Source organism: Acinetobacter sp. F16, assembly GCF_052712855.1.
The window spans coordinates 16,130-36,414 of record NZ_JBRATK010000004.1 but is presented as its reverse complement, the minus strand read 5'-3'; the positions used below and the strand labels follow the sequence as shown (position 1 = coordinate 36,414).

17 protein-coding genes and 1 tRNA gene are annotated in these 20,285 nt (G+C 41.1%); 9 read left to right on the top strand and 9 right to left on the bottom strand.

Annotated features, from left to right (window positions below; genetic code table 11):
- Positions 1-243 precede the first annotated feature (243 nt).
- The 3 genes from dld to ACU0NF_RS03510 all read left to right on the top strand — a co-directional run bounded on the left by dld (position 244) and on the right by ACU0NF_RS03510 (position 4,345).
- The gene (gene dld / locus ACU0NF_RS03520) at positions 244-1,941 is read left to right on the top strand and encodes a D-lactate dehydrogenase (RefSeq protein WP_445660154.1); all 1,698 of its coding nucleotides are present in this window, start codon (positions 244-246) and stop codon (positions 1,939-1,941) included.
- 183 nt (positions 1,942-2,124) lie between these two features.
- A complete protein-coding gene (locus ACU0NF_RS03515; protein WP_445660153.1) occupies positions 2,125-4,158 on the top strand; it encodes an oxidoreductase in 2,034 nt (677 codons plus the stop codon).
- 97 nt (positions 4,159-4,255) lie between these two features.
- A tRNA-Ser gene (locus ACU0NF_RS03510) sits at positions 4,256-4,345 on the top strand.
- A gap of 302 nt (positions 4,346-4,647) precedes the next feature.
- On the opposite strand, the gene ACU0NF_RS03505 is transcribed toward ACU0NF_RS03510, so the two are convergent.
- From ACU0NF_RS03505 to ACU0NF_RS03495, 3 genes are all read right to left on the bottom strand, one after another.
- Positions 4,648-5,619 (bottom strand): methyltransferase, encoded by a 972-nt coding sequence (locus ACU0NF_RS03505; protein WP_445660152.1) that lies wholly within the window; start codon positions 5,617-5,619, stop codon positions 4,648-4,650.
- Between the two features lie 352 nt (positions 5,620-5,971).
- Positions 5,972-6,670: a pirin family protein gene (locus ACU0NF_RS03500; RefSeq protein ID WP_445660151.1), complete on the bottom strand. Its 699-nt coding sequence runs from the start codon at positions 6,668-6,670 to the stop codon at positions 5,972-5,974.
- 231 nt (positions 6,671-6,901) lie between these two features.
- Positions 6,902-8,134 carry a L,D-transpeptidase family protein gene (locus ACU0NF_RS03495; protein WP_131316252.1) on the bottom strand — a complete coding sequence of 411 codons (1,233 nt, stop codon included), beginning with the start codon at positions 8,132-8,134 and terminating at the stop codon, positions 6,902-6,904.
- Positions 8,135-8,337: 203 nt separating this feature from the next.
- On the opposite strand from ACU0NF_RS03495, the gene hemE reads away from it, so the two are divergent.
- From hemE to ACU0NF_RS03465, 6 genes are all read left to right on the top strand, one after another.
- Positions 8,338-9,408, top strand: a complete 1,071-nt coding sequence (gene hemE, locus ACU0NF_RS03490; protein WP_445660150.1) for a uroporphyrinogen decarboxylase — start codon at positions 8,338-8,340, stop codon at positions 9,406-9,408.
- Between the two features lie 39 nt (positions 9,409-9,447).
- Complete coding sequence (locus tag ACU0NF_RS03485; RefSeq protein WP_445660234.1) at positions 9,448-10,248, top strand: DUF817 domain-containing protein; 801 nt, start codon at positions 9,448-9,450, stop codon at positions 10,246-10,248.
- 143 nt (positions 10,249-10,391) lie between these two features.
- Positions 10,392-10,862 (top strand): DUF3015 family protein, encoded by a 471-nt coding sequence (locus ACU0NF_RS03480; RefSeq protein ID WP_131269520.1) that lies wholly within the window; start codon positions 10,392-10,394, stop codon positions 10,860-10,862.
- Between the two features lie 76 nt (positions 10,863-10,938).
- Positions 10,939-12,825 carry an Lnb N-terminal periplasmic domain-containing protein gene (locus ACU0NF_RS03475; protein ID WP_445660149.1) on the top strand — a complete coding sequence of 629 codons (1,887 nt, stop codon included), beginning with the start codon at positions 10,939-10,941 and terminating at the stop codon, positions 12,823-12,825.
- A 141-nt stretch (positions 12,826-12,966) separates the two neighbouring features.
- Positions 12,967-14,370 (top strand): diguanylate cyclase domain-containing protein, encoded by a 1,404-nt coding sequence (locus tag ACU0NF_RS03470; RefSeq protein WP_445660148.1) that lies wholly within the window; start codon positions 12,967-12,969, stop codon positions 14,368-14,370.
- Between the two features lie 478 nt (positions 14,371-14,848).
- A complete protein-coding gene (locus ACU0NF_RS03465) occupies positions 14,849-15,256 on the top strand; it encodes a hypothetical protein (RefSeq protein WP_445660233.1) in 408 nt (135 codons plus the stop codon).
- Positions 15,257-15,459: 203 nt separating this feature from the next.
- Here ACU0NF_RS03465 and ACU0NF_RS03460 read toward each other — a convergent pair whose 3' ends face one another.
- The 6 genes from ACU0NF_RS03460 to ACU0NF_RS03435 form a co-directional block, all read right to left on the bottom strand.
- On the bottom strand, positions 15,460-15,819 hold the full coding sequence (locus tag ACU0NF_RS03460) for a cupin domain-containing protein (protein ID WP_445660147.1): 360 nt from the start codon (positions 15,817-15,819) through the stop codon (positions 15,460-15,462).
- Between the two features lie 96 nt (positions 15,820-15,915).
- Positions 15,916-16,464 carry a GTP cyclohydrolase I FolE gene (folE, locus tag ACU0NF_RS03455; RefSeq protein ID WP_174559560.1) on the bottom strand — a complete coding sequence of 183 codons (549 nt, stop codon included), beginning with the start codon at positions 16,462-16,464 and terminating at the stop codon, positions 15,916-15,918.
- Positions 16,465-16,558: 94 nt separating this feature from the next.
- On the bottom strand, positions 16,559-17,245 hold the full coding sequence (locus ACU0NF_RS03450) for a Smr/MutS family protein (protein ID WP_171536664.1): 687 nt from the start codon (positions 17,243-17,245) through the stop codon (positions 16,559-16,561).
- A gap of 15 nt (positions 17,246-17,260) precedes the next feature.
- Positions 17,261-18,067 (bottom strand): indole-3-glycerol phosphate synthase TrpC, encoded by an 807-nt coding sequence (gene trpC, locus ACU0NF_RS03445; protein WP_445660146.1) that lies wholly within the window; start codon positions 18,065-18,067, stop codon positions 17,261-17,263.
- Between the two features lie 19 nt (positions 18,068-18,086).
- Positions 18,087-19,133, bottom strand: coding sequence for an anthranilate phosphoribosyltransferase (gene trpD, locus ACU0NF_RS03440; protein WP_370984722.1), 1,047 nt, complete (start codon positions 19,131-19,133; stop codon positions 18,087-18,089).
- Positions 19,134-19,141: 8 nt separating this feature from the next.
- Complete coding sequence (locus ACU0NF_RS03435) at positions 19,142-19,726, bottom strand: anthranilate synthase component II (RefSeq protein ID WP_445660145.1); 585 nt, start codon at positions 19,724-19,726, stop codon at positions 19,142-19,144.
- Positions 19,727-20,285 lie beyond the last annotated feature (559 nt).

Here is a 20,285-nt window from a genome sequence, read left to right as displayed (position 1 = left end):
TTGGAGCTCAGCTATTACTTTGGTTTCGCCCAAAGTAACCAAAGGCATTTGTCATCCGTTGAACTCGTCAAATAACAAAACGAATGAACCTCTCGCAGAAACATTGAAGCTCCTATTTTAGTCAGCCTCAAACAGCAACGGATGACTTTTTCGCGTATCAAATATTAGTTATGACGTTATTTTTTAAGCATATTAAAAAGAGCGGTGAGTAGCTCAAAAGGACTTTAGAAAAGGATTGGAAATATGTTCACGCAATCAGCTGCACCGCACACTATTCAAAAACTCATTAATATTGTCGGTAGGCAACATGTATTGACCGATGAAAATGACACCCGTTTATATCGTCAAGGTCGTCGTTACGGATCCGGTCAGGTTCTGGCGGTGGTGGTGCCTGGTTCTTTAGTTGAGCAATGGAAGGTATTACAAATTGCTGTTCAGGCTGACAGTATTGTGATTATGCAGGCAGCCAATACTGGACTCACTGGAGGTTCAACGCCTTTTGGTGATGATTATGATCGTCCTGTAATACTCATCAACACTCGGCGTTTAGTTGGCATTCAAGTGATTAATGATGCAAAACAAGTGGTTTGTTTGCCTGGGGCAACTTTGGATAAATTAGAAAAGCAGCTGGCACCGTTTAATCGTGAACCACATTCCGTGATTGGTTCATCCTGTATTGGTGCGTCAGTATTAGGTGGAGTCTGTAATAATTCGGGTGGAGCCTTGGTTCGCCGTGGGCCGGCTTATACTGAACTGGCGCTGTATGCACGAGTGAATGATTCAGGACAGCTTGAACTGGTCAATCATTTAGGCATAAATTTAGGAACCACCCCCGAAAAGATTTTATCAAGATTAGAGAATCAGCAATATCAGATGAATGATATTCAAGATGATGCTAATTGTTGTGCCTCAGATCAGCATTATGCACATGATGTCACTCAGGTCGATGAAAATACCCCAGCACGATTTAATGCCGATCCATCGCGTTTGTTTGAAGCTTCCGGTTCGGCAGGTAAAGTTTGTGTTTTTGCGGTACGTCTGGACACTTTTGAAAAAATTCCCAGTCAGGTGTTTTATGTCGGTACCAATAACCAAGAAGATTTAACCGCAATCCGCCGTTTCCTTTTGAAAGACTTACCGCGCCTGCCGATTGCAGGAGAGTATATTCACCGTGTCGCTTATGATATTGGCGCCGAATATGGTAAAGATGCTTTCATGTTTATCGAGAAATTCGGGACTGCCAAAGTACCCGCTGCTTTCGCCATGAAAGATAAAGTCGATGGCTACTTGGAAAAAATCGGCATGAAAGGGCTGTCAGATAAAGTCTTGCAAATGGTGAGCAAATTTTTGCCGTCGCATTTGCCGAAACGCATGAATGAATTTCGTGATCTGTATGAGCATCATTTGGTGCTGCGTATCGAAAATCAGGATGTAGCACAGGTTCAGCAATTTTTAAAACAGTATTTTTTATCTCATACCACTGGAAATTATTTTCTCTGTACTGAAGAAGAAGGGCTTAAAGCCTTTTTACATCGTTTTGCCGTTGCAGGCGCAGCGATTCGTTATCGCGACACGCATCGCTCAGAAGTAGAAGATATTGTCGCGCTGGACATTGCTTTACGGCGTAACGACCGTGAATGGGTCGAAACTTTGCCTAAGGAAATGGATGAGCTGATTATCCATAAACTGTATTATGGTCATTTTTTATGTCATGTGTTCCATCAAGACTATATTGTGAAAAAAGGTGTTGATCCTTTAGCGATAGAGCATCAAATGTGGCATTTACTGGATCAACGTGGGGCCGAATATCCTGCCGAGCATAATGTCGGACATTTGTATGTGGCCAAGCCTGCGCTCAAAAATCATTATCAAAAGTTGGATCCCACCAATAGTTTTAATGTCGGGATTGGCCATACCTCCAAATTAAAAGGTTGGAGTTAAAACCTAGAATTAAAATATAAATAATCATGGTTTTTATCTGTGGTGCAGTCTAAAAACTGCACCTTTTTTATGGAAAATTGACTGTTTCGTCAGACAATGTTGCAAAGATGTCATAAACAAATAAATAAAAATAGGTAAAGTAGTATGCAACAAGTTGCAAAGCCAATAAATTAAGGATTCATCATGACAACTCGCTATGCAAATATTTTAAAACCGCTACATTTGGGCTTTACGACCATAAAAAACCGTGTCGTGATGGGTTCTATGCATACCGGTCTGGAAGACCGATTTTATAATTATCCAAAATTGGCGGCATATTTTGGGGAACGTGCAAAAGGCGGTGTGGGGCTGATTATCACTGGCGGGATTTCACCAAACCGTCAAGGCTGGTTACTGCCGGCTGGTGGGACCATGAACAATTTGGGCGATGTGGCACCGCATCGTTTAGTAACCCATGCGGTACATAAGCATGGTGCAAAAATTTTGATGCAGATTCTGCATTCTGGCCGTTATGGTTACCAGCCTTTTGTGGTTTCTGCCAGCCCAATCAAGTCACCGATTTCACCATTTAAACCGCGTCAAATGAGCGAAAAGCAGATTCTGGATACCATTGAGGATTATGCTCATACCGCCAGTATTGCTAAAAAAGCCGGCTATGACGGTGTGGAAATTATGGGTTCTGAAGGTTATTTGCTGAACCAGTTTTTAAGCCGCCATGTCAATATCCGCGACGACCGCTGGGGTGGTGACATTGAAAACCGCATGCGTTTTGCAGTAGAAATTGTACGAGCGATTCGTGAAAAAATTGGTGAAAACTTTATTATCTGTTTCCGCCTGTCGATGCTTGATCTGGTGCATGATGGCAATACCATGCAGGAAGTGATTACAGTGGCTCAAGCTCTGGAAAAGGCAGGAGTTACCTTGCTCAATACCGGTATCGGCTGGCATGAGGCACGTATTCCCACCATTGTGACTTCAGTTCCGCGTGCTGCATTTGCAGACTACACCGCAGAAGTGAAAAAGCATGTCGCAATTCCAGTGATTGCATCCAACCGCATTAACATGCCCGAAACAGCCGAAGCCATTTTAGCGGCTGGAAAAGCAGATATGGTGCAGATGGCGCGCCCATTCTTGGCAGATGCTTTCTGGGTTAATAAAACAGCGACCAATCGGGTGGATGAAATTAATACCTGTATTGCCTGCAACCAGGCCTGTTTAGATCATACTTTTAAAAATAAACGCGCAACCTGCTTGGTCAATCCACGCGCTGCATATGAAACAGAACTGGTTTACTTAAAAACCAAAGCGCCTAAAAAGATTGCTGTGATCGGGGGTGGTGTGGCAGGAATGTCTGCGGCAACAGTGGCTGCCAGTCGTGGTCATAAGGTCACTTTATTTGAAGCTGCAACAGATGTCGGTGGGCAATTTAACTTAGCCAAAGTCGTTCCAGGTAAAGAAGAGTTTCACGAAACTATCCGTTATTTTAAAGTTCAGATTGAAAAAACTGCGGTAGAGCTTCGATTAAATACCAAGGTAAATCGTGAACAACTTGAACGTGAAGGTTTTGATGAAGTGATTGTGGCAACGGGAGTTATACCGCGTGCACTTAAAATTGACGGTAGCGATGCACCGCAAGTCTTGTCTTATGCAGAAGTATTACGCGGTGCGCCAGTTGGCCATAAAGTTGCTGTTATTGGAGCCGGTGGTATTGGTTTTGATGTCTCTGAATTTTTATTGAGACCTGAACATCAGCCTCAACCACAGCCATTGGCTGACTGGCAACGTGAGTGGGGCATTGACCCAAATCCGAATTATATCTCTGAAGGCGGCATGCAGCCTGCTGAAGTAGATCCACCTGTCCGCGAAATTTATTTGTTGCAACGTAAAACGACACCGCTGGGGATTGGATTGGGCAAGACTTCAGGTTGGGTCCATCGTGCCCAGTTGAAAAAACATGCAGTGAAGATGCTGCGTGGTGTGCAATATAAATCCATTAGCAATGAGGGTCTATGGATTGAAACCAATGGTCATGACCAACTTTTGCGTGTAGACACCATTGTGGTTTGTGCAGGGCAAGAGTCAGTGAAAGATATTATGCCGAATGAAGGTGAACATACCTTGGCGAATTATCACATTATTGGCGGCGCAAAACTGGCAGCAGAGCTTGATGCGAAGCGCGCGATCCGTGAAGGTGCTGAATTAGCAGCCAAATTATAATTTTTTAAGTTAATTTGGTGAAACAATATTCATTTGAATGGTTTGGTTGTAATTTTTGCTTGTCAGTTTTTAAAAAGATCCGTATTATGGCGCACATGGAAGCGTGGCAGAGCGGTTTAATGCACCGGTCTTGAAAACCGACGAGGGTGCGAGTCCTCCGTGAGTTCGAATCTCACCGCTTCCGCCAAATTCAAAAACCCTGATCAATTGATCGGGGTTTTTTTATTGGCTATTGTTTTTAGATATTCTCTTTAAGCGAACTTAGAGAAGATTTACTGACTGAATATAATCCGCTAAAACACTCGTTGCTAGAATATTCGCCCCTATACTATTTCAGCAATTTTAAATTCGACCCAATTTAAAATTGCTGAAATAGATTAAAGTTTTATAAGTTTGATATTTTTATTCGAAAACAAAAGGCGATGCTTAATTTGAAGCGCATAGGCCAAAAATTAGTCCATATTGATCTGTTCTTTATCTCAATAATTTTTAACCCATCATTTCCAATTTCACCAAAACCAAAGCAATCCTTTCTATATGTTGATAAGCCGGCTCATTCAGTTCTTCGCCAAAAATATCGGGGTCAATTTCTTCATAAGACCAGTTTATATTTGAATAAGGGTTAAGCAATTTTTCTAAGTGTTCTAAAAATGGATTACCGTTTGGTCTTATTGCGACACCCGTATATAAAAATAAACATCCCTGGGTATTCAGACGTTGCATAGCTTGTTTTACAATATTAAATGCCAATTCATTACCATCTAGCTCAGTGCCTCCGTGACGATATTGACGCTGATCTGCATCGATTAAATAAGGTGGATTGGCAAATATAAGGTCAAACTGTCCTTCAAGATTCGTAAATAAATTGCTGTAGACCGGAAGGATATGATTTAAACCTGCAAAACCCGCATTGATTTGACTATACAACAATGCTTTCGGATTAAGATCCGCCACCATCACTTCATTAAAGTCTGAATAATATTTGGCAATGCTAATCGCAGTAGCAGAAGTACCACAGCACAATTCTAGACCTCGCTTGAAGGCTTGAGGTTTACCGGCCAAATACTGTTTTAAATGATAAACAAAGCGATAAGTATCCGGTCCAAAAAAAACCGCGTCTTGTTGGACTGTGGGGAAACTCGAGTGAATAAACAATTGATCATCTAGGGAAGCGACTCGGACATGAGTGAACCACTGACCATCTTGAAAATGGATAAGCTGATTTTTTTTTAAAATTGCGAAAAGGCTGGGTTCCAGATCTGTTTCTGTGAATGCTAAATTCCAGCCGAATATATCCCGAAGGCTAATGGCTTGGTTTTTTGTATTGTTGTTTCGGTTCAGAATACGCTGATGGGAAAGAGGAGTAATTGCTGTAAAGTGATAGTCTTTTTGTTTTAAATAATCCAATAAAAAAAGCAAGGCCTGCTGCTGCGTAGTCTTAACATCCAAAATTTGGTTCATATGGATTTTCTCTTCCTGATGATTAAGAAACAATTTAAGCTCTATAGATGTTATTTAAGCCTTTCTAATGCAATGACCAAACCAGGCCTTATTCATTAACTCAAATTTCCATTTGATGATTTAAAAAATAAATAAGATTGATATTCTCTTAAAAGACAATTTATTTGGGTAAAAATATGATGTTTATTGGTTTGATTTTTACTTTTTATAAAAGTGGATTCAAAAAGATATAACGCTAATTTTTAGCGTGAATAGACGGTCAAATGTATTTTTAATATTTAATGTCTAAATCTCTGTTGAGATGATTATTGGGCAATAATCATCTCAAGTCGGGAATTATCAATAGATAGGGTTAATTTTTCGTCTGCGGTAAATCAAACCAGATAAATTGACTATCTTCTAAGGCTCTAATCTCACTATTTTCTGCAAAAAGTAGCGCATCGCCTGCTTTCACTATTTGATCTTCAATCTGGATTGCACCTGAAATGACATGCACATAATTGACTTGCTGGGTCGCTTCAACAGCAAGCAGGTGATCTTTTTTCAAGACGGCAGTTTTTACTTCAGCCTGTTGGCGAATATGCATCGCTGCATTGTCATTTGGTCCAACAATTAAGTGCCACTGATTTGGCTGCTGATGCGGATTACACTGAATCTGTTGATAATTGGGTTCTGCATCTTGCACATCCGGGTGAATCCAAATTTGCAACATATGCACAGGAGTATCGCCATTGTTCATTTCGCTATGTTGAACTCCCGTACCTGCACTCATGAGTTGCCATTCACCCGCAGTAATCTGACGTTCATTGCCCATGCTGTCTTTATGTGAGATGGTGCCATCCAGTACACAGGTTAGGATTTCCATGTTTTCATGTGGATGGGTGCCAAAACCATGATGAGCAGCGATGGTGTCATCATTAATGACGCGGAGTACGCTCACTCCCATATATTTCGGGTCATACCAGCTCCCAAAAGAAAAACTATGTTTGGTGTCTAACCAGCCGGCTTGAACATGACCTCGATTTTCAGCATGATGTAAAAAAGCATTCATTTTTGATGCTCCTTATTATTTGAAATTAGCATAATAATAACGTGCTATAAAATTGATAAAAATAGTATAAAAGCGACATATCATTCTATTTATGCAACATTGAATTTTTATTGTTCATATTTATAATATGTAGACTGGATCACATTATGGGTAATTCAAAGATAAATGGCATTTTATTTTTTGTAAAAAAAGCCCACATAAATGCAGGCTTTTTGATTATCACTAATTTGATTATTCTAGGAATTTAACGGTTACGCCAGATTTCACTTTTTTACCTAAGTCGTTCGCATCCCAGTTGGTTAAACGGATACAACCATGCGATGCAGTTTTAGAAATTGCAGACGGGTTTGGTGTACCGTGAATACCGAATGATTTTTTACTTAAACCAATCCAGATGTTTCCAACAGGACCATTTGGACCCGGTGGCAGTGAAAGCGGTTTAGTATTTTTACCTTGCACAAAATTGCTTGGTGAGTAGCTATACCAAGGATTTGGTGCTACGCCAGTGACTTTATAAGTCCCTGTCGGAGATGGAGTGTCCGAGCTACCAATGGTGGCAGGGAATGAACCAATCATCTGGTTACGATTGTTAAACAAGTACAGTTGTTTGGCACCTTTATGCGCAACGATCAGATGAATATCTTCAGGTACTTCATTGCGGATGTTGGCGACAATGATTTTCTCACCCGCTTTCTTGAAAGTTGCTTTCGGATTTAACTTTTTCAAAAAGTCTTCATCCATATGAAACTTTTCACTCAACATTTCAGTTACACGAGTGTAATACAGACCTTTCATTTTTGCCTGTAATGCATAATCGCGAGGAATAGATGCGGCATAAGGACCTTTCAAGTCAGCATCGGTAACGGTGTATTCAATAAATGCAGGTTTAGAACCTTGTTTAGCAACTAAAGCATCCCATGTTTCCTGGGTCAAAGTTCCTGTAGGTTTAATACCGCTGATTTGCTGGAAGGATGCAATCGCTTTCAGGGTGTTTTTACCACTTGAACCGTCAATCGCACCCGGTGAAGCATGGGCATTATTTAACATGACATGGGCACGCGCATAGACAGGGAACTGGCCTTTACCGATATTTTCATACCATTGGGCCTGGTTCATGCCATCTAATGTCCATGAGGCTTTGGCTGCTGCAGCACTGTTATTGGTGGTGCTTGGTGTTTTTGTGGTCGGTGAAACGCCAATCGCAGCATTATCATCTTCACTATTTTCAAGATCTTCTAAGGTTTTCGATGCCTTATTCAAGTCTCGCTGTTCTTGTTGTGTAATATGGGCTTCAGTGCTTTGAGCGCTTGATGCCGCTTCGGTTGCAAGTGGATCAATCGGATCCTGAACTGCAGTATCAGCAATCTTTTGGGGATTTAAAGGCTGTTCAGCAGTAGATGCGGCAAACGCTGTACCCGCAAAAATGCAACTTAAACTCATAGCGAGTAATGTGCGAACGAACATGGAATTCAACCTTAAAAAATATTCATTAACAATTTGATAAAACTACACAAGTATTGCAGAAAAAATGAGGAGATGCAGTAGTTGTTTTGTGTAAAAATTATTTTACATTTCCCATGATTGATTTTTAGATGTGAGAGAAGTTACTAAATTTTCTGGGTTTTTGCTATGATGGTTCGAAGACTAAAAATGAGATGGGAAAGTAAATGACGACGCTAAAAAACGATCGTTTTCTGCGGGCCTTATTGTGTGAGCCGGTAGATACCACACCAGTTTGGATGATGCGTCAAGCCGGGCGTTATTTGCCTGAATATCGCGAAACACGTGCCAAGGCAGGTGATTTTCTTTCCTTATGCAAAAATAATGATTTTGCATGTGAAGTCACTTTGCAACCTTTGCGTCGTTATGACTTGGACGCCGCGATTCTATTTTCAGATATTTTAACTGTGCCGGACGCTTTGGGGCTGGGCCTGTATTTTGAAGCGGGTGAAGGTCCAAAGTTCCATAAAACCATCCGTACCGAACAAGATGTCGCGAATTTACCGAACTTTAATGCCAAATCTGATTTAGATTATGTGATGAATGCAGTAACCACCATTCGTTCGGCATTAGGCGGTCAAGTGCCATTGATTGGTTTTTCCGGCAGTCCGTGGACGCTTGCAACCTATATGGTGGAAGGTGGGTCCAGCAAGGATTTCCGTTATACCAAACAGATGATGTATGCCCAGCCTGAAGTGTTACATGCTTTGCTCGATCGATTGGCCATTACCGTGATTGATTATCTTAATGCGCAAATTGATGCTGGTGCACAAGCCATTCAGATTTTTGACAGTTGGGGTGGGGCACTTGCTCACCGTGAATATGTCGAATTTTCATTAAACTACATGCAGAAAATTGTTGCAGGTTTAAAACGTGAAAATGAAGGCCGTAAAGTGCCGGTGATTTTATTTACTAAAGGTGGCGGTCAGTGGATCGAGCCGATGCTGGCAACGGGTGCGGACGCCTTAGGTCTGGATTGGACTACACCATTAAATGTAGCCCGTCAAACGGTCAATGGCCGTGCTGCTTTGCAAGGTAACCTGGATCCAGCCACTTTATATGGCACACCGGCATCCATTGCAAAAGCCACCAAAGCCATGCTAGACGATGCTTATGCGGGCGGTGAAAAAACCGGTTATATCGCCAACTTAGGCCATGGTATTACCCAATGGGTCGATCCTGCAAATCCTAAAGTATTTATTGATACGGTACATGAATATAGCGCCAAATATCTATAAGTACATGTGAGTAAATTCATTTTTTAGGATTCAACCTTGATCAGTCTTTTTAAATCATGTTTTGAGTTCTCATTTAAGGCAGCTTCGGCTGCCTTATTTGGGATTTTACTGCTGATTGCTTTTGTACTTACAGCCTCTATGGGCAGCCAAGAGTTTTACGGCTTTTTTCGTTATGACTATTTGTTGTTTTATGCCCTCATTATCCAGGTTTGCTTGCTGTATTTAAAGCTGGAATCATGGTCAGAAGCCAAAGTCATTGCCTTGTTTCATATCATGGCAATGGTGATGGAAATTTTCCTGACGCATCCGCAAATTGCTTCATGGCAGTATCCTCAACCCGCAGTATTTAGAATATTGACCGTACCATTATTCGCCGGATTTATGTATTCAGCAGTGGGGAGTTTTTTTGCCCGCTCATTAAGGCTGTATCAGGTCTCATTTGAGAAGCTGCCTAGTTTTCCCAATATGATCGCTTTGGCGGTGCTCTCCTATATTAATTTTATGAGTAAATTTTTTGTTCCAGATATACGCTTTCTGCTGTTTGCCTGGAGTGTCATCATTTTCTGGAAAACTAAAATTCACTTTCAGCTACAACAGCATCAAATCCAGCTCCCGATGTTACCTGTGCTTGCAATTTTAGCGTTCATCATTTGGATTGCGGAAAACATCAGTACCTTTTACAAAATCTGGCTCTATCCAAGTCAGGTCGATGCCTGGCATATGGTCGGTTGGGGCAAGCTGGGTTCTTGGTATCTACTGTTATTGCTGAGTTTGGTGCTGGTGCTGAAAATTTTAGGCACACGTCATTCTGAAGGCAATTGGACGCTTAAAAATCATTAAAACAACACGTATTTATCGTTAGCTAAAGCATACATTTTTTCCATTGCACCTCACTTGACTTCCCGCTAATCTGCTAAGTGTGTAATTTAAATTACATGACTAGAGTAATAACAAGATTGCATGAGAATAATTGGAGAATAAGCATGTTGAAAAAAATAATGCTGGCCGCTGTACTGGTCACAGGTTCAGGTATGGCCATGGCCGATAATGATGTCGGTTGTGGTATTGGTAGTCAGGTATGGGAAGGTCAGTCCGGTATCATTCCTAAACTTCTGGCAGGTACAACCAACGTTCTTTTCACTAACCAATGGATCGGGATTACTTTTGGTACTTTAGGATGTAGTCAAGGCGGAAGAGTCACCGCTCAGGTGGTCACTTTCACCAATGAAAATTCCGAAACTCTCGCGCGCGACATGTCGGTAGGTGAGGGTGAAAGCCTGAATGTGCTGGCTGAATTGCTCAATATCAAAGCTGAAGATAAAGCACGTTTCTTTGCGGTATCCAAGCAGAATTTTTCTGAAATTTATTCTGATAAAAATCAGGATACGCTTCAAGTATTAAGCTCTCTACAAACTGTTATGGCGAAAGATGATGTATTAAAAGCTTACATCTAAGCCCATGTCTGAAAACCCTGTCACCGTGGCAGGGTTTTCTTATGAATACAAGAATTGAAGAGAATAAGATTACTGAATGAAATATGCCTTTTTACTGTTTGGTCTGACCTGTACCCATTTAAGTCATGCAACCGAAATAAAACCGCAAATCCAGACCTATCTAGATCTGGCTGAGACGAAACAGCTGGATCAGGCGCGTACCTGGCAACGTCTCATGTATGCCAATGCACAAGGTAAAAGCGAGGTTCACTATGCAGGTTATTTTCTGGCCGAGCAGGGATCAACCGACCTTAAAAAGGAAATGCAGCAGAATATACAGGCTTTATTTACGGTAGCAGAACCCAATCAGTCGATACGGTGTAAATTTCCGGCACGAAGTCACTGGCTGATGCAGCAACTGAACCTGTCTGAACAGCAATTACCCGCCGTAAGCTGCCCCGAATTTGAACAGTGGATCGGTCAGGTCAAACCTTATAAGGCTACCCTGATCTATGCCACAGATTTCATGGGCAATCCCAGCTCCATGTTTGGTCATACCTTACTGCGTCTGGATCCAAAAGATCAGCAGCAGTTAAACCTGATTTCCTATGCAGTGAACTATGCCGCTACAGTAAACAGTAATGACAACTGGTCTTTTGCCTGGAAAGGTCTCACCGGACAATATCCCGGTGAATATTCCCTGATGCCTTATTATCGTAAGGTTAAGGAATATGGCGACTTTGAAAGTCGTGATTTATGGGAATATGAGCTGAATTTAAACCCGGAAGAAACGCAGTTTCTAGTTCAGCATCTGTGGGAAATGCAGAAAGTCAGTTTCCCGTATTATTTTATCAACGATAATTGTGCTTACCGTTTGCTCGGACTTTTTGATCTGGCACGTTCCGAATTGAATCTTCAGCAACAGTTCAACTCTGCTGCTATTCCTATAGAAACCCTGAAAGTTGCTGAACAGCAAGGTCTGATCAAGAGTAAAATCTATCGGCCTGCTCTGGAAACACAATTATTGGCGCAGACTAGACAGCATGGCAAAACTTTAGCTAAAACTGCCCATCAGATGGCATACGCAAATACAGATACACAGCCTTCAATACTACAAAAGTTTTCGGTGCAGGATCAGGCTAAAATTCTGGAAATGGCCTATGATCATTTATATCTGGATTTTCTCAGACAAAAAGTGGATAAATCTTTTGCCCAGCCCCGTTTTCGTCAGTTACTGGGTCTAAGAAGCCAACTTGAGATAGAAAAGCAGCGTAAACCACCGCTACCTCCAGAAACAGATCCGACCCAGAGTCATAACGCACAGCATATTTCAATTCAGGCTGGGGAAATACAGGGTGAAAAATTTATCGAGCTTAATCACCGGCAGGCCTATCACGACCTGATAGATCCCCAGAGCGGTTTTCGTACCGGCACACAGCTGCTATTTTTCAATGCTGCAATACAGTATCGTGATGAAGAGCTGAAATTCGAGCAATTTGATCTGATGACAGTCAATTCCTATAACCCGATTACGCCGTTTAACATACCACTGAGTTGGGGTTTTAATTTGGGCTGGCAACAGGAAGCATTAGAGCAGGATGGTCAGTTTAGTGAACACAAGCAACATGGCGTAGCCAATTTAAAAGTTCAAATGGGCTATAGCTATGCTGATCAAGCGCGTGAGCATTTATGTTATGCACAGCTGCAAAATCATATTCAAGCCGGCAAGGCGTTAGAGGATGGCTGGCGCGTTGGAATGGGGCCCACCCTAGGCTGCCAAAATATCTGGTCAGATAAAATTAATTCTTTAATTCAATTGGAATTACCGTATTGGCAAGATTCACACCAGTGGCAATTGAAATTAAATACTGAATGGCAATATGTATTGAACCAGCAAAATGCGATTCGACTCGGCTGGGAATATCAGCAACAAGACAGCAAAGACTGGATGAAAACCAGTGTGGGATATGTGCGATTCTTTTAGAGCAAACTATCTAATAAATGTTGGTTTTAGCTCGTTATTTATATAAAACAACTATTAGTTCACACAGTATTTTTTGTAATTTTTTTGTTATATTAATAACGTAATTTTCTCCCTCTCCTAAAAAGTCTTGGAATCAATTGTATGAATACTGAAGGTATTGCCGTACTTGCTGCTCAATGGAAGTCGGTTTGTCAGGATTTTTCAATAACTGATTTAAATGACACTTTTCAATTTATTCAAGCGCATTCCCAGACACTGGTTTATGAATTTTATAAAAATATGATGCAGGAAAAGGAAGCTTCCTATTTTCTCTCGGATGATATTGTTCAAAGCCGCTTGAAAGCCACGTTAAATCAGTGGTTAATCGATTGCTTTCAGGTACCGCTGCATCAGAACTTCGAACCGATTGTACAAAAGCAGTTAATGGTCGGCAAAGTCCATGCACGTATCGGTATTCCATCCTGGTTAATCATGCGGGGGATCGGTGAAATTGAAAAAAAAGTCTTTGTACTTCAGGCAAAACAAGATCAAGAAAATAGTTTGCGCATGATCTCTTATATCGTACAGATATTAGGCTTTGCATCAGAAATTATGTGCCGCTCATATGAAGTCAATCTGGAAAAAAATAATGATATAAAACATACCTACCGTTTATTTTCTGCCATGCAGGACGTTGCGGCGCAAAAGGACAAGCAGCGCAGCTCATTATTAAACTGGGAAAATGAGCTGATGTTTAAGGTCTTTTCCCATGAGCCGAAATTTACTCATCCCTTGTTGTCAAAATCTGAATTTGGCTTATGGTTTATCCATAAAGCCGCTTATGCATTTACCGGGTCGGAGCAGGGTAAGGCCATTGTTGATCGTATTTACCAGATTGATACGCTGAGTCAGCAGGTTTTAAATGCTGCCGAAAAAGATGAATCCATCCGGTTGATTCAGGATATTCGTGAAAAGAATAGAGAGATTCAGCATCTGGTCGATCAACTTTTTCAGGTGGCAGACTATATCGACTCAGGCAGTGATTCCCTGACTCAATTGCTCAATCGACGCTATCTGAATACCATTGTTTCGCGTGAAATTAATTTTTCGCGTAAAAATAATGTGCCATTGTCTTTGCTGGCCATAGATGCAGATCACTTTAAACGGATTAATGACAAATTCGGACATGCAGCAGGTGATTCGGCTTTGCAGTTTATTGGTGAAGTATTGCTGGATTGTATTAAGGGCAGTGATTATGCCTTCCGTGTGGGCGGGGAAGAGTTTTTATTATTGCTGGTCGATAGCGATTTGATTCGTGCGCAAGAAATTGCAGAACAGATCCGTAGCCGGATTCAGGAAACCACCATTGGCACCCGACCGGGCAGCAGCTTTAATTTTACCGTCAGTATCGGCTGTGCACTGTATGATGGTCATCCAGACTATCAGCGTTTTATAGATGCTGCAGATACGGCACTGTACGCAGCCAAGAATAGTGGCCGAAACCGTGTTTATTTGGCTAAAAACGAGTTAAGACACTCAAACATTGATTTGACTGTACAGAGCTAATCTAGCACTAGATATTAGACTGCTGAAGCTAGGCTTGGAATTTCTGTTTCTGTAAGACATATTCGGGATGGGCGTGGGCTGCATCCCGTTTGTAAAAATGCGATCCGTATCTGCACCGACAAAATCGTTCTGTTATAAATAGCCTAAGAAAAGCAGATAACTTTTTCGCTAATCATCTAGGACAGATGGCGAGCGGAGAGAAGGATTGGTGTAATGATTTATGTAATGAAATCTAGTGAGCCAGTGAGCGCGCTAGTGCTTTAAAATTTGGTTATCGCACTTACATGCTGTCATTTGCAGTAATTAGAATTCAGTAATCTAGATACCATTACGACCCATAATGGCATTAGGCAACGACACAACCAATGTCATTTTTAAGTATTTGCGACACAATGAATGTCATTTCCTGAAAAATGAATTTCGATTTGAGCGTTGCTATACTGTTAATACTTATCGAATAAATAAGAGAATTAAGTTTGTGCAATATACAAAAGAAAAAATAGTGAAAGCTCTATTACTTGCTCCTTTACCTTTACTTTTTTTCACAGCATTGCTGTTTGTCATAATGAATCATGAATACAGTCTATATTCGATTTTCGTGGTTTTTGCGGGGCATGGTCTTGTTTACTTGGCTTATTGTATTTTGACTGTACCTTTTAGCTTCATGATCTCAGTTCTTTTAAATCGTTATCGCATTCTCAACTTGCTAACCGTTTGTATGAGTTCCCTCATTATTGCTATGCCATTTTTTATTATTTTTGGATGGAGTCATGCAGGAGAGCTTTCTAACGAATGGTGGAAAATCTATGCCGATATCCCCACCATTCTTCTGGCTCTATTTCCTGGCTTATGTTATTGGTTATTTTTAATAGAATTAAAAGCTTAATAGTAATTTTATAAAAATATTATATATCAGCGGTTTATATTTTAAATTAACGTAAGTGACTCTATTTTATAAAAAACTCTATTCAATTTTTATTTCGAAATAAAAAACCGCCAGTAAGGGCGGTTTTTTTATGAATGACAACTTATGTGTCGCGTGACGAATTTTTATAAAAGTCTCAAAGAAAAAATCTGTATACACAGATTTTAGACTTCAACCACGACAAAATACTTTCGAACTGCTTCAACCACTTCAAATTTTCCAGTAAAGCCGGGCGGAATAATACCAGCTTCACCTGCTTTGATTTCGACAAAACCCTGCGTATTGGCATCATGTAAACGTACCAGACCTTCAATCACCTGAAAGAATTCCTGTTTATTGGCAGCAAATTGAATATTCCATGTACCTACTTCACAGGTCCAGATGCCACAGTTCATATTGGGATGCTCATATAAACTTTGGGTTATACGTTTAGGATTGCCTGCAACCAGACGATCAGGACGGGGATAATCAACAGTAGATTCACTTTGAGTTAAACCGTGACCTGCTAACCAAATTGATGCCATGATTCTTCCTTGAAGTTAAAAATTTCTTAAATACAATAAGTTAAATTCTACATAAAAAAGCCCCGAACAATCGGGGCTTTTAAAATCTGAAGAATCTTAGAGGCTTTCAGGTAAAGCAGCCAAAAATTCACGACGTTCATCTTTATTGGTTTTGAAATCACCGACAAAAGAAACCGTACGGGTAGTTGATTCCTGTTTGCCGACACCGCGCATCATCATACACATATGTGCAGAATCAATCATTACGGCAACACCACGTGCTTTAGTCACTTCAGCCACCGCTTCGGCAATTTGCTGAGTCAGGTTTTCCTGAATTTGCAAACGGCGCGCAAACATTTCAGTAATGCGGGCAAACTTGGATAAACCTAAAACATTACCTTCCGGTAAATAAGCAATATGCACACGACCGTAGAAAGGCAATAAATGATGTTCGCATAAAGAATAGAATTCAATATTCTTGACTAAAACCATTTCACGGTTGTCAGAAGGGAAGACCGCATTATTGGTCACTTCTTCTAAAGTTTTGCTATATCCAGACGTTAAATACGAAAAAGCTTTAGCAGCACGCATTGGCGTATCTTTTAGACCAGGACGATTAAGATCTTCACCAACGGCAGTCAGAATGTTGGTGTAGGATTGCTGCATAGACATAAGACGTGTTCACTTACACTGATATCGAACAAGGACGGCATTGTAGCAGAAAACCGCTACAATGCCCTGTTTTGAGGAAAAATTCCGCTTACTGTTTAAATTTAGGGTTCTTTTCTGCGCGTTTTAATAAAACCAAAACGGCGCCCGTGCCACCCTGTTTTTCAGGTGCACTGACAAAGGCTAAAACATCACGGTGTTGACGCAGCCAGCCATTCACATAGGTTTTTAAAATGGCTTCTGGACCTTTGCCGTGTACAATCTTAATGACATTCTGATTTTCATCTTTGGCCATTTGAATGATTTGTAACACCGCAGCCCGCGCATCTTCAACCGTACAACCATGTAGATCCACTGCTTCAAACCAGCGCAGGTTACCGGCTTTTAAATCTTCAAACACTTTGTGCTGTAACGTGCCAATGCGATAGCTTAATGTGGCCTGACTGGCAACAGGATTCAGCATGGCTTGGGTATCGGAAAGCTCTGCATGATCTGTTTGCATTGGGCCAGTTGCTGCGGCACGTTTTGCTAAAGTTTGCGCATCAATTTTTTTCTTCTTGTCCTTTTCAATCTTTGCAATATTGCCGGTGTCCATTTTTTTGACACCTTGCATGGATTTCTGGAACAAGTCGAAATCATCTTCCGGTTCTTGCTGGGCCGGAGCTTTAGGCTCAGGCTGTTTGGCAAGGGCAGTCGAATGCGGATTGGTGATTTGCTTTTTAAAGGCTTTCAGTAAGTCGAACTGACCTTTAGAAAGCGAAGAATCATGTTTACTCATAATCTTAATTATTCATTAAACAGTTTCAGGCTGACCAAATAATGCAGTGAATGCATGATCGGGACGAGGCTGTTTCATAAAACTTTCACCCACAAGGAAGGCATGAATGTTATGCTCTTGCATCATGTGGACATCATTTGGGGTGGCAATACCACTTTCAGTCACCAGTAAACGTGAAGGCTCAAGCAATTTTTTCAAGCGTAGTGATGTGTTTAAATCGACATCAAAAGTTTTTAAATTACGGTTATTCACGCCTAACAGGCAACGCTCTGAAAGTCGAAGTGCACGTTCAAGCTCATGTTCATCATGGACTTCAACCAGTACATCCAAATTGTGTTCAAAAGCAGTTTTAGACATTTCTTCCAGTTGCTGGTCAGACAGACACGCCACAATCAGAAGAATACAGTCGGCATGCAAAGCACGCGCTTCAATCACGCCATAAGGATCGATCAAAAAATCCTTACGCAGTGCAGGAAGGGCACAGTGTGAACGTGCAATAGCGATATTTTCATCTGCACCTTGGAAAAAGTCTACATCAGTCAATACCGATAAACACGCTGCGCCTGCTTGTTCATATTGCTGGGCAATTTCAGCAGGGTTAAAGTTTTCACGAATCACGCCTTTAGAAGGGGATGCTTTTTTAATTTCAGCAATTACACCGGGACGTTTGCTTAACAGGTTTTGTGCAAAGCCACGTACAGGTGTTGCTGCCTGCGCGAGTTCTTCAACATCCTTTAAGCTATGTTGTTTTAAACGTGCAGCAAATTCTACCTGTTTGCGGTCAACAATTTTACCTAAAATCGTATTTGCGATATCTAGCATGGCAATATTTCCTTATAGCTTAAGCTTCGTATTCTTTGAGGGTTTTGGTGAATTCAGACAAAACGCTCATTTTTTCTAAAGCTTGTCCACCGTAAATAATATCATGTGCCAGTGCGACGCCTTGTTTGTAGCTGGTGGTCAAGCCGGATACATAAATGCCCGCACCTGCATTGAGTGCAATCATGTTGGCCGCTTTTTCACCTTTCGCTGATTTTTTCTTGCCTAAAGCATCTTTAATTAAAGCCAGACTTTCAGCGGAATCTTCAACAATCAAACCGGTTAAAGTCTGTGATTCAATATCGACATCTTCAGGGTTAATCATCCATTCGGTGATCTCGCCATTTTTGAGTTCAGCCACATAAGTAGAAGATGCCAGACTGATTTCATCCAAACCATCTTTGGAATGCACCACCATGACATGCTCAGCCCCCAGTTGTTTCATCACTTCGGCAATCGGGCGGCACAGTTCATTCGAGAATACACCCAGCACAAAACGTTGAACCCCCGCCGGATTGGTCAGCGGACCAAGCAAGTTGAAAATACTGCGAATACCCAATTCACGACGTGGACCCACTGCATATTTCATGGCTTTGTGATGATTCGGTGCAAACAGGAAACCCACACCCATTTCACGAATACAGCGTTCAGTTTGCTGCATATTCAGGTTCAGGTTAATGCCCGCTTGTTCTAGCAAGTCAGATGACCCTGATTTTGAAGACACGCCACGGTTACCGTGCTTGGCAATGGTTGCGCCAGCAGCAGCAATCACGAAACTTGATGCCGTAGAGACATTAAACAAATTTTGACCGTCACCGCCGGTACCGACGATATCCACTAAATGAGGAATATCGCTGACATCAATTTTAATCGCAAATTCACGCATGACCCGTGCAGCGGCAGTAATTTCGTCAATGCTTTCGCCTTTTAAGCGTAAGCCCATCATCAGCGCACCAATTTGTGCATCGGTTGCTTCACCGGACATGATGCTGCGCATCACATCTTCCATTTGCGGCTGAGTCAGATGAATCTGTTTGGTAATATTATTTAAAGCTTGTTGAATATTCATTGTGTTCACTATGCATAAATTTCTAAAAAGTTCTGGAAGATTTGATGACCATGCTGGCTCAAAATTGATTCAGGGTGGAACTGCACGCCTTCGACGGCCAATGTCTTATGTTTTACACCCATGATTTCTTCCATGCTGCCATCGGCTTCATTGGTCCAGCAGGTCACTTCCAAACAATCCGGTACAGTCGCCTGATCAATCACCAGTGAATGATAGCGCGTTGCCGAAAATGGAGAAGGCAGGTTGCTGAAAATGCCTTTGTCGCTATGATACATATCGGACAAACGACCGTGCATGACGTTCTTTGCGCGAATAATATTCCCACCAAAAGCTTGTCCAATGGCTTGATGACCTAAACACACACCCAGCAATGGAATTTTGCCGGCAAAGTGCTGAATCGCGGGAATCGAAATTCCTGCTTCACTTGGTGAACACGGGCCAGGGCCAATCACCAAATACTTGGGTTGCCATCGCTCGATATCTTCCAATGTCACGGCATCATTACGGACTACTTTTACGTCTTGATTTAACTCGCCAAAATATTGGACGATGTTATAGGTAAAAGAGTCATAGTTGTCGATCATTAAAAGCATGAGCTAACCTATTGAAATTTACGCACTTAAATGTGCTCGAATAGTCCAGGAATACTCGCATGATTGCTGGTTTTACTGGCTCGTCTGATTTAAAGCAGACTAAGCAAAACAAGTCAAAAATGGAGTGCGAATAATCATAGCAAAAAATAAGCATTTTCTGCTGAACTATTTCTATGATAATGATTTTAGAAGAATCGCAGGATGAGAATAAGCTGATTTATTTGCATTTTATATTGAATGAAATTCATCGATGTTTATTTCAACACTTGAAAGTAACTTTAAATCATATGCAGGCTTTATTTAGATTTAAAAGCAATAAATGAATAGAGAAAATTAAATTTAAGTAATAGGCTAACTATAAGTAAGTTTAGTTTGCATTTATATTGGATTAGTTGAAGCTGAGCTTCATAAAGGGGCATTAAAAGCAGGAAATAATATTTCGCAATTATCACCAAAATGGCGCACGGTCTTTCTTTCTTCATTTGCTGAAAAAATGTGTGGGTTAAATTGGATAAATTATAAAATTATGAAAAAATAATGAGATAACAGCACTTGAAAT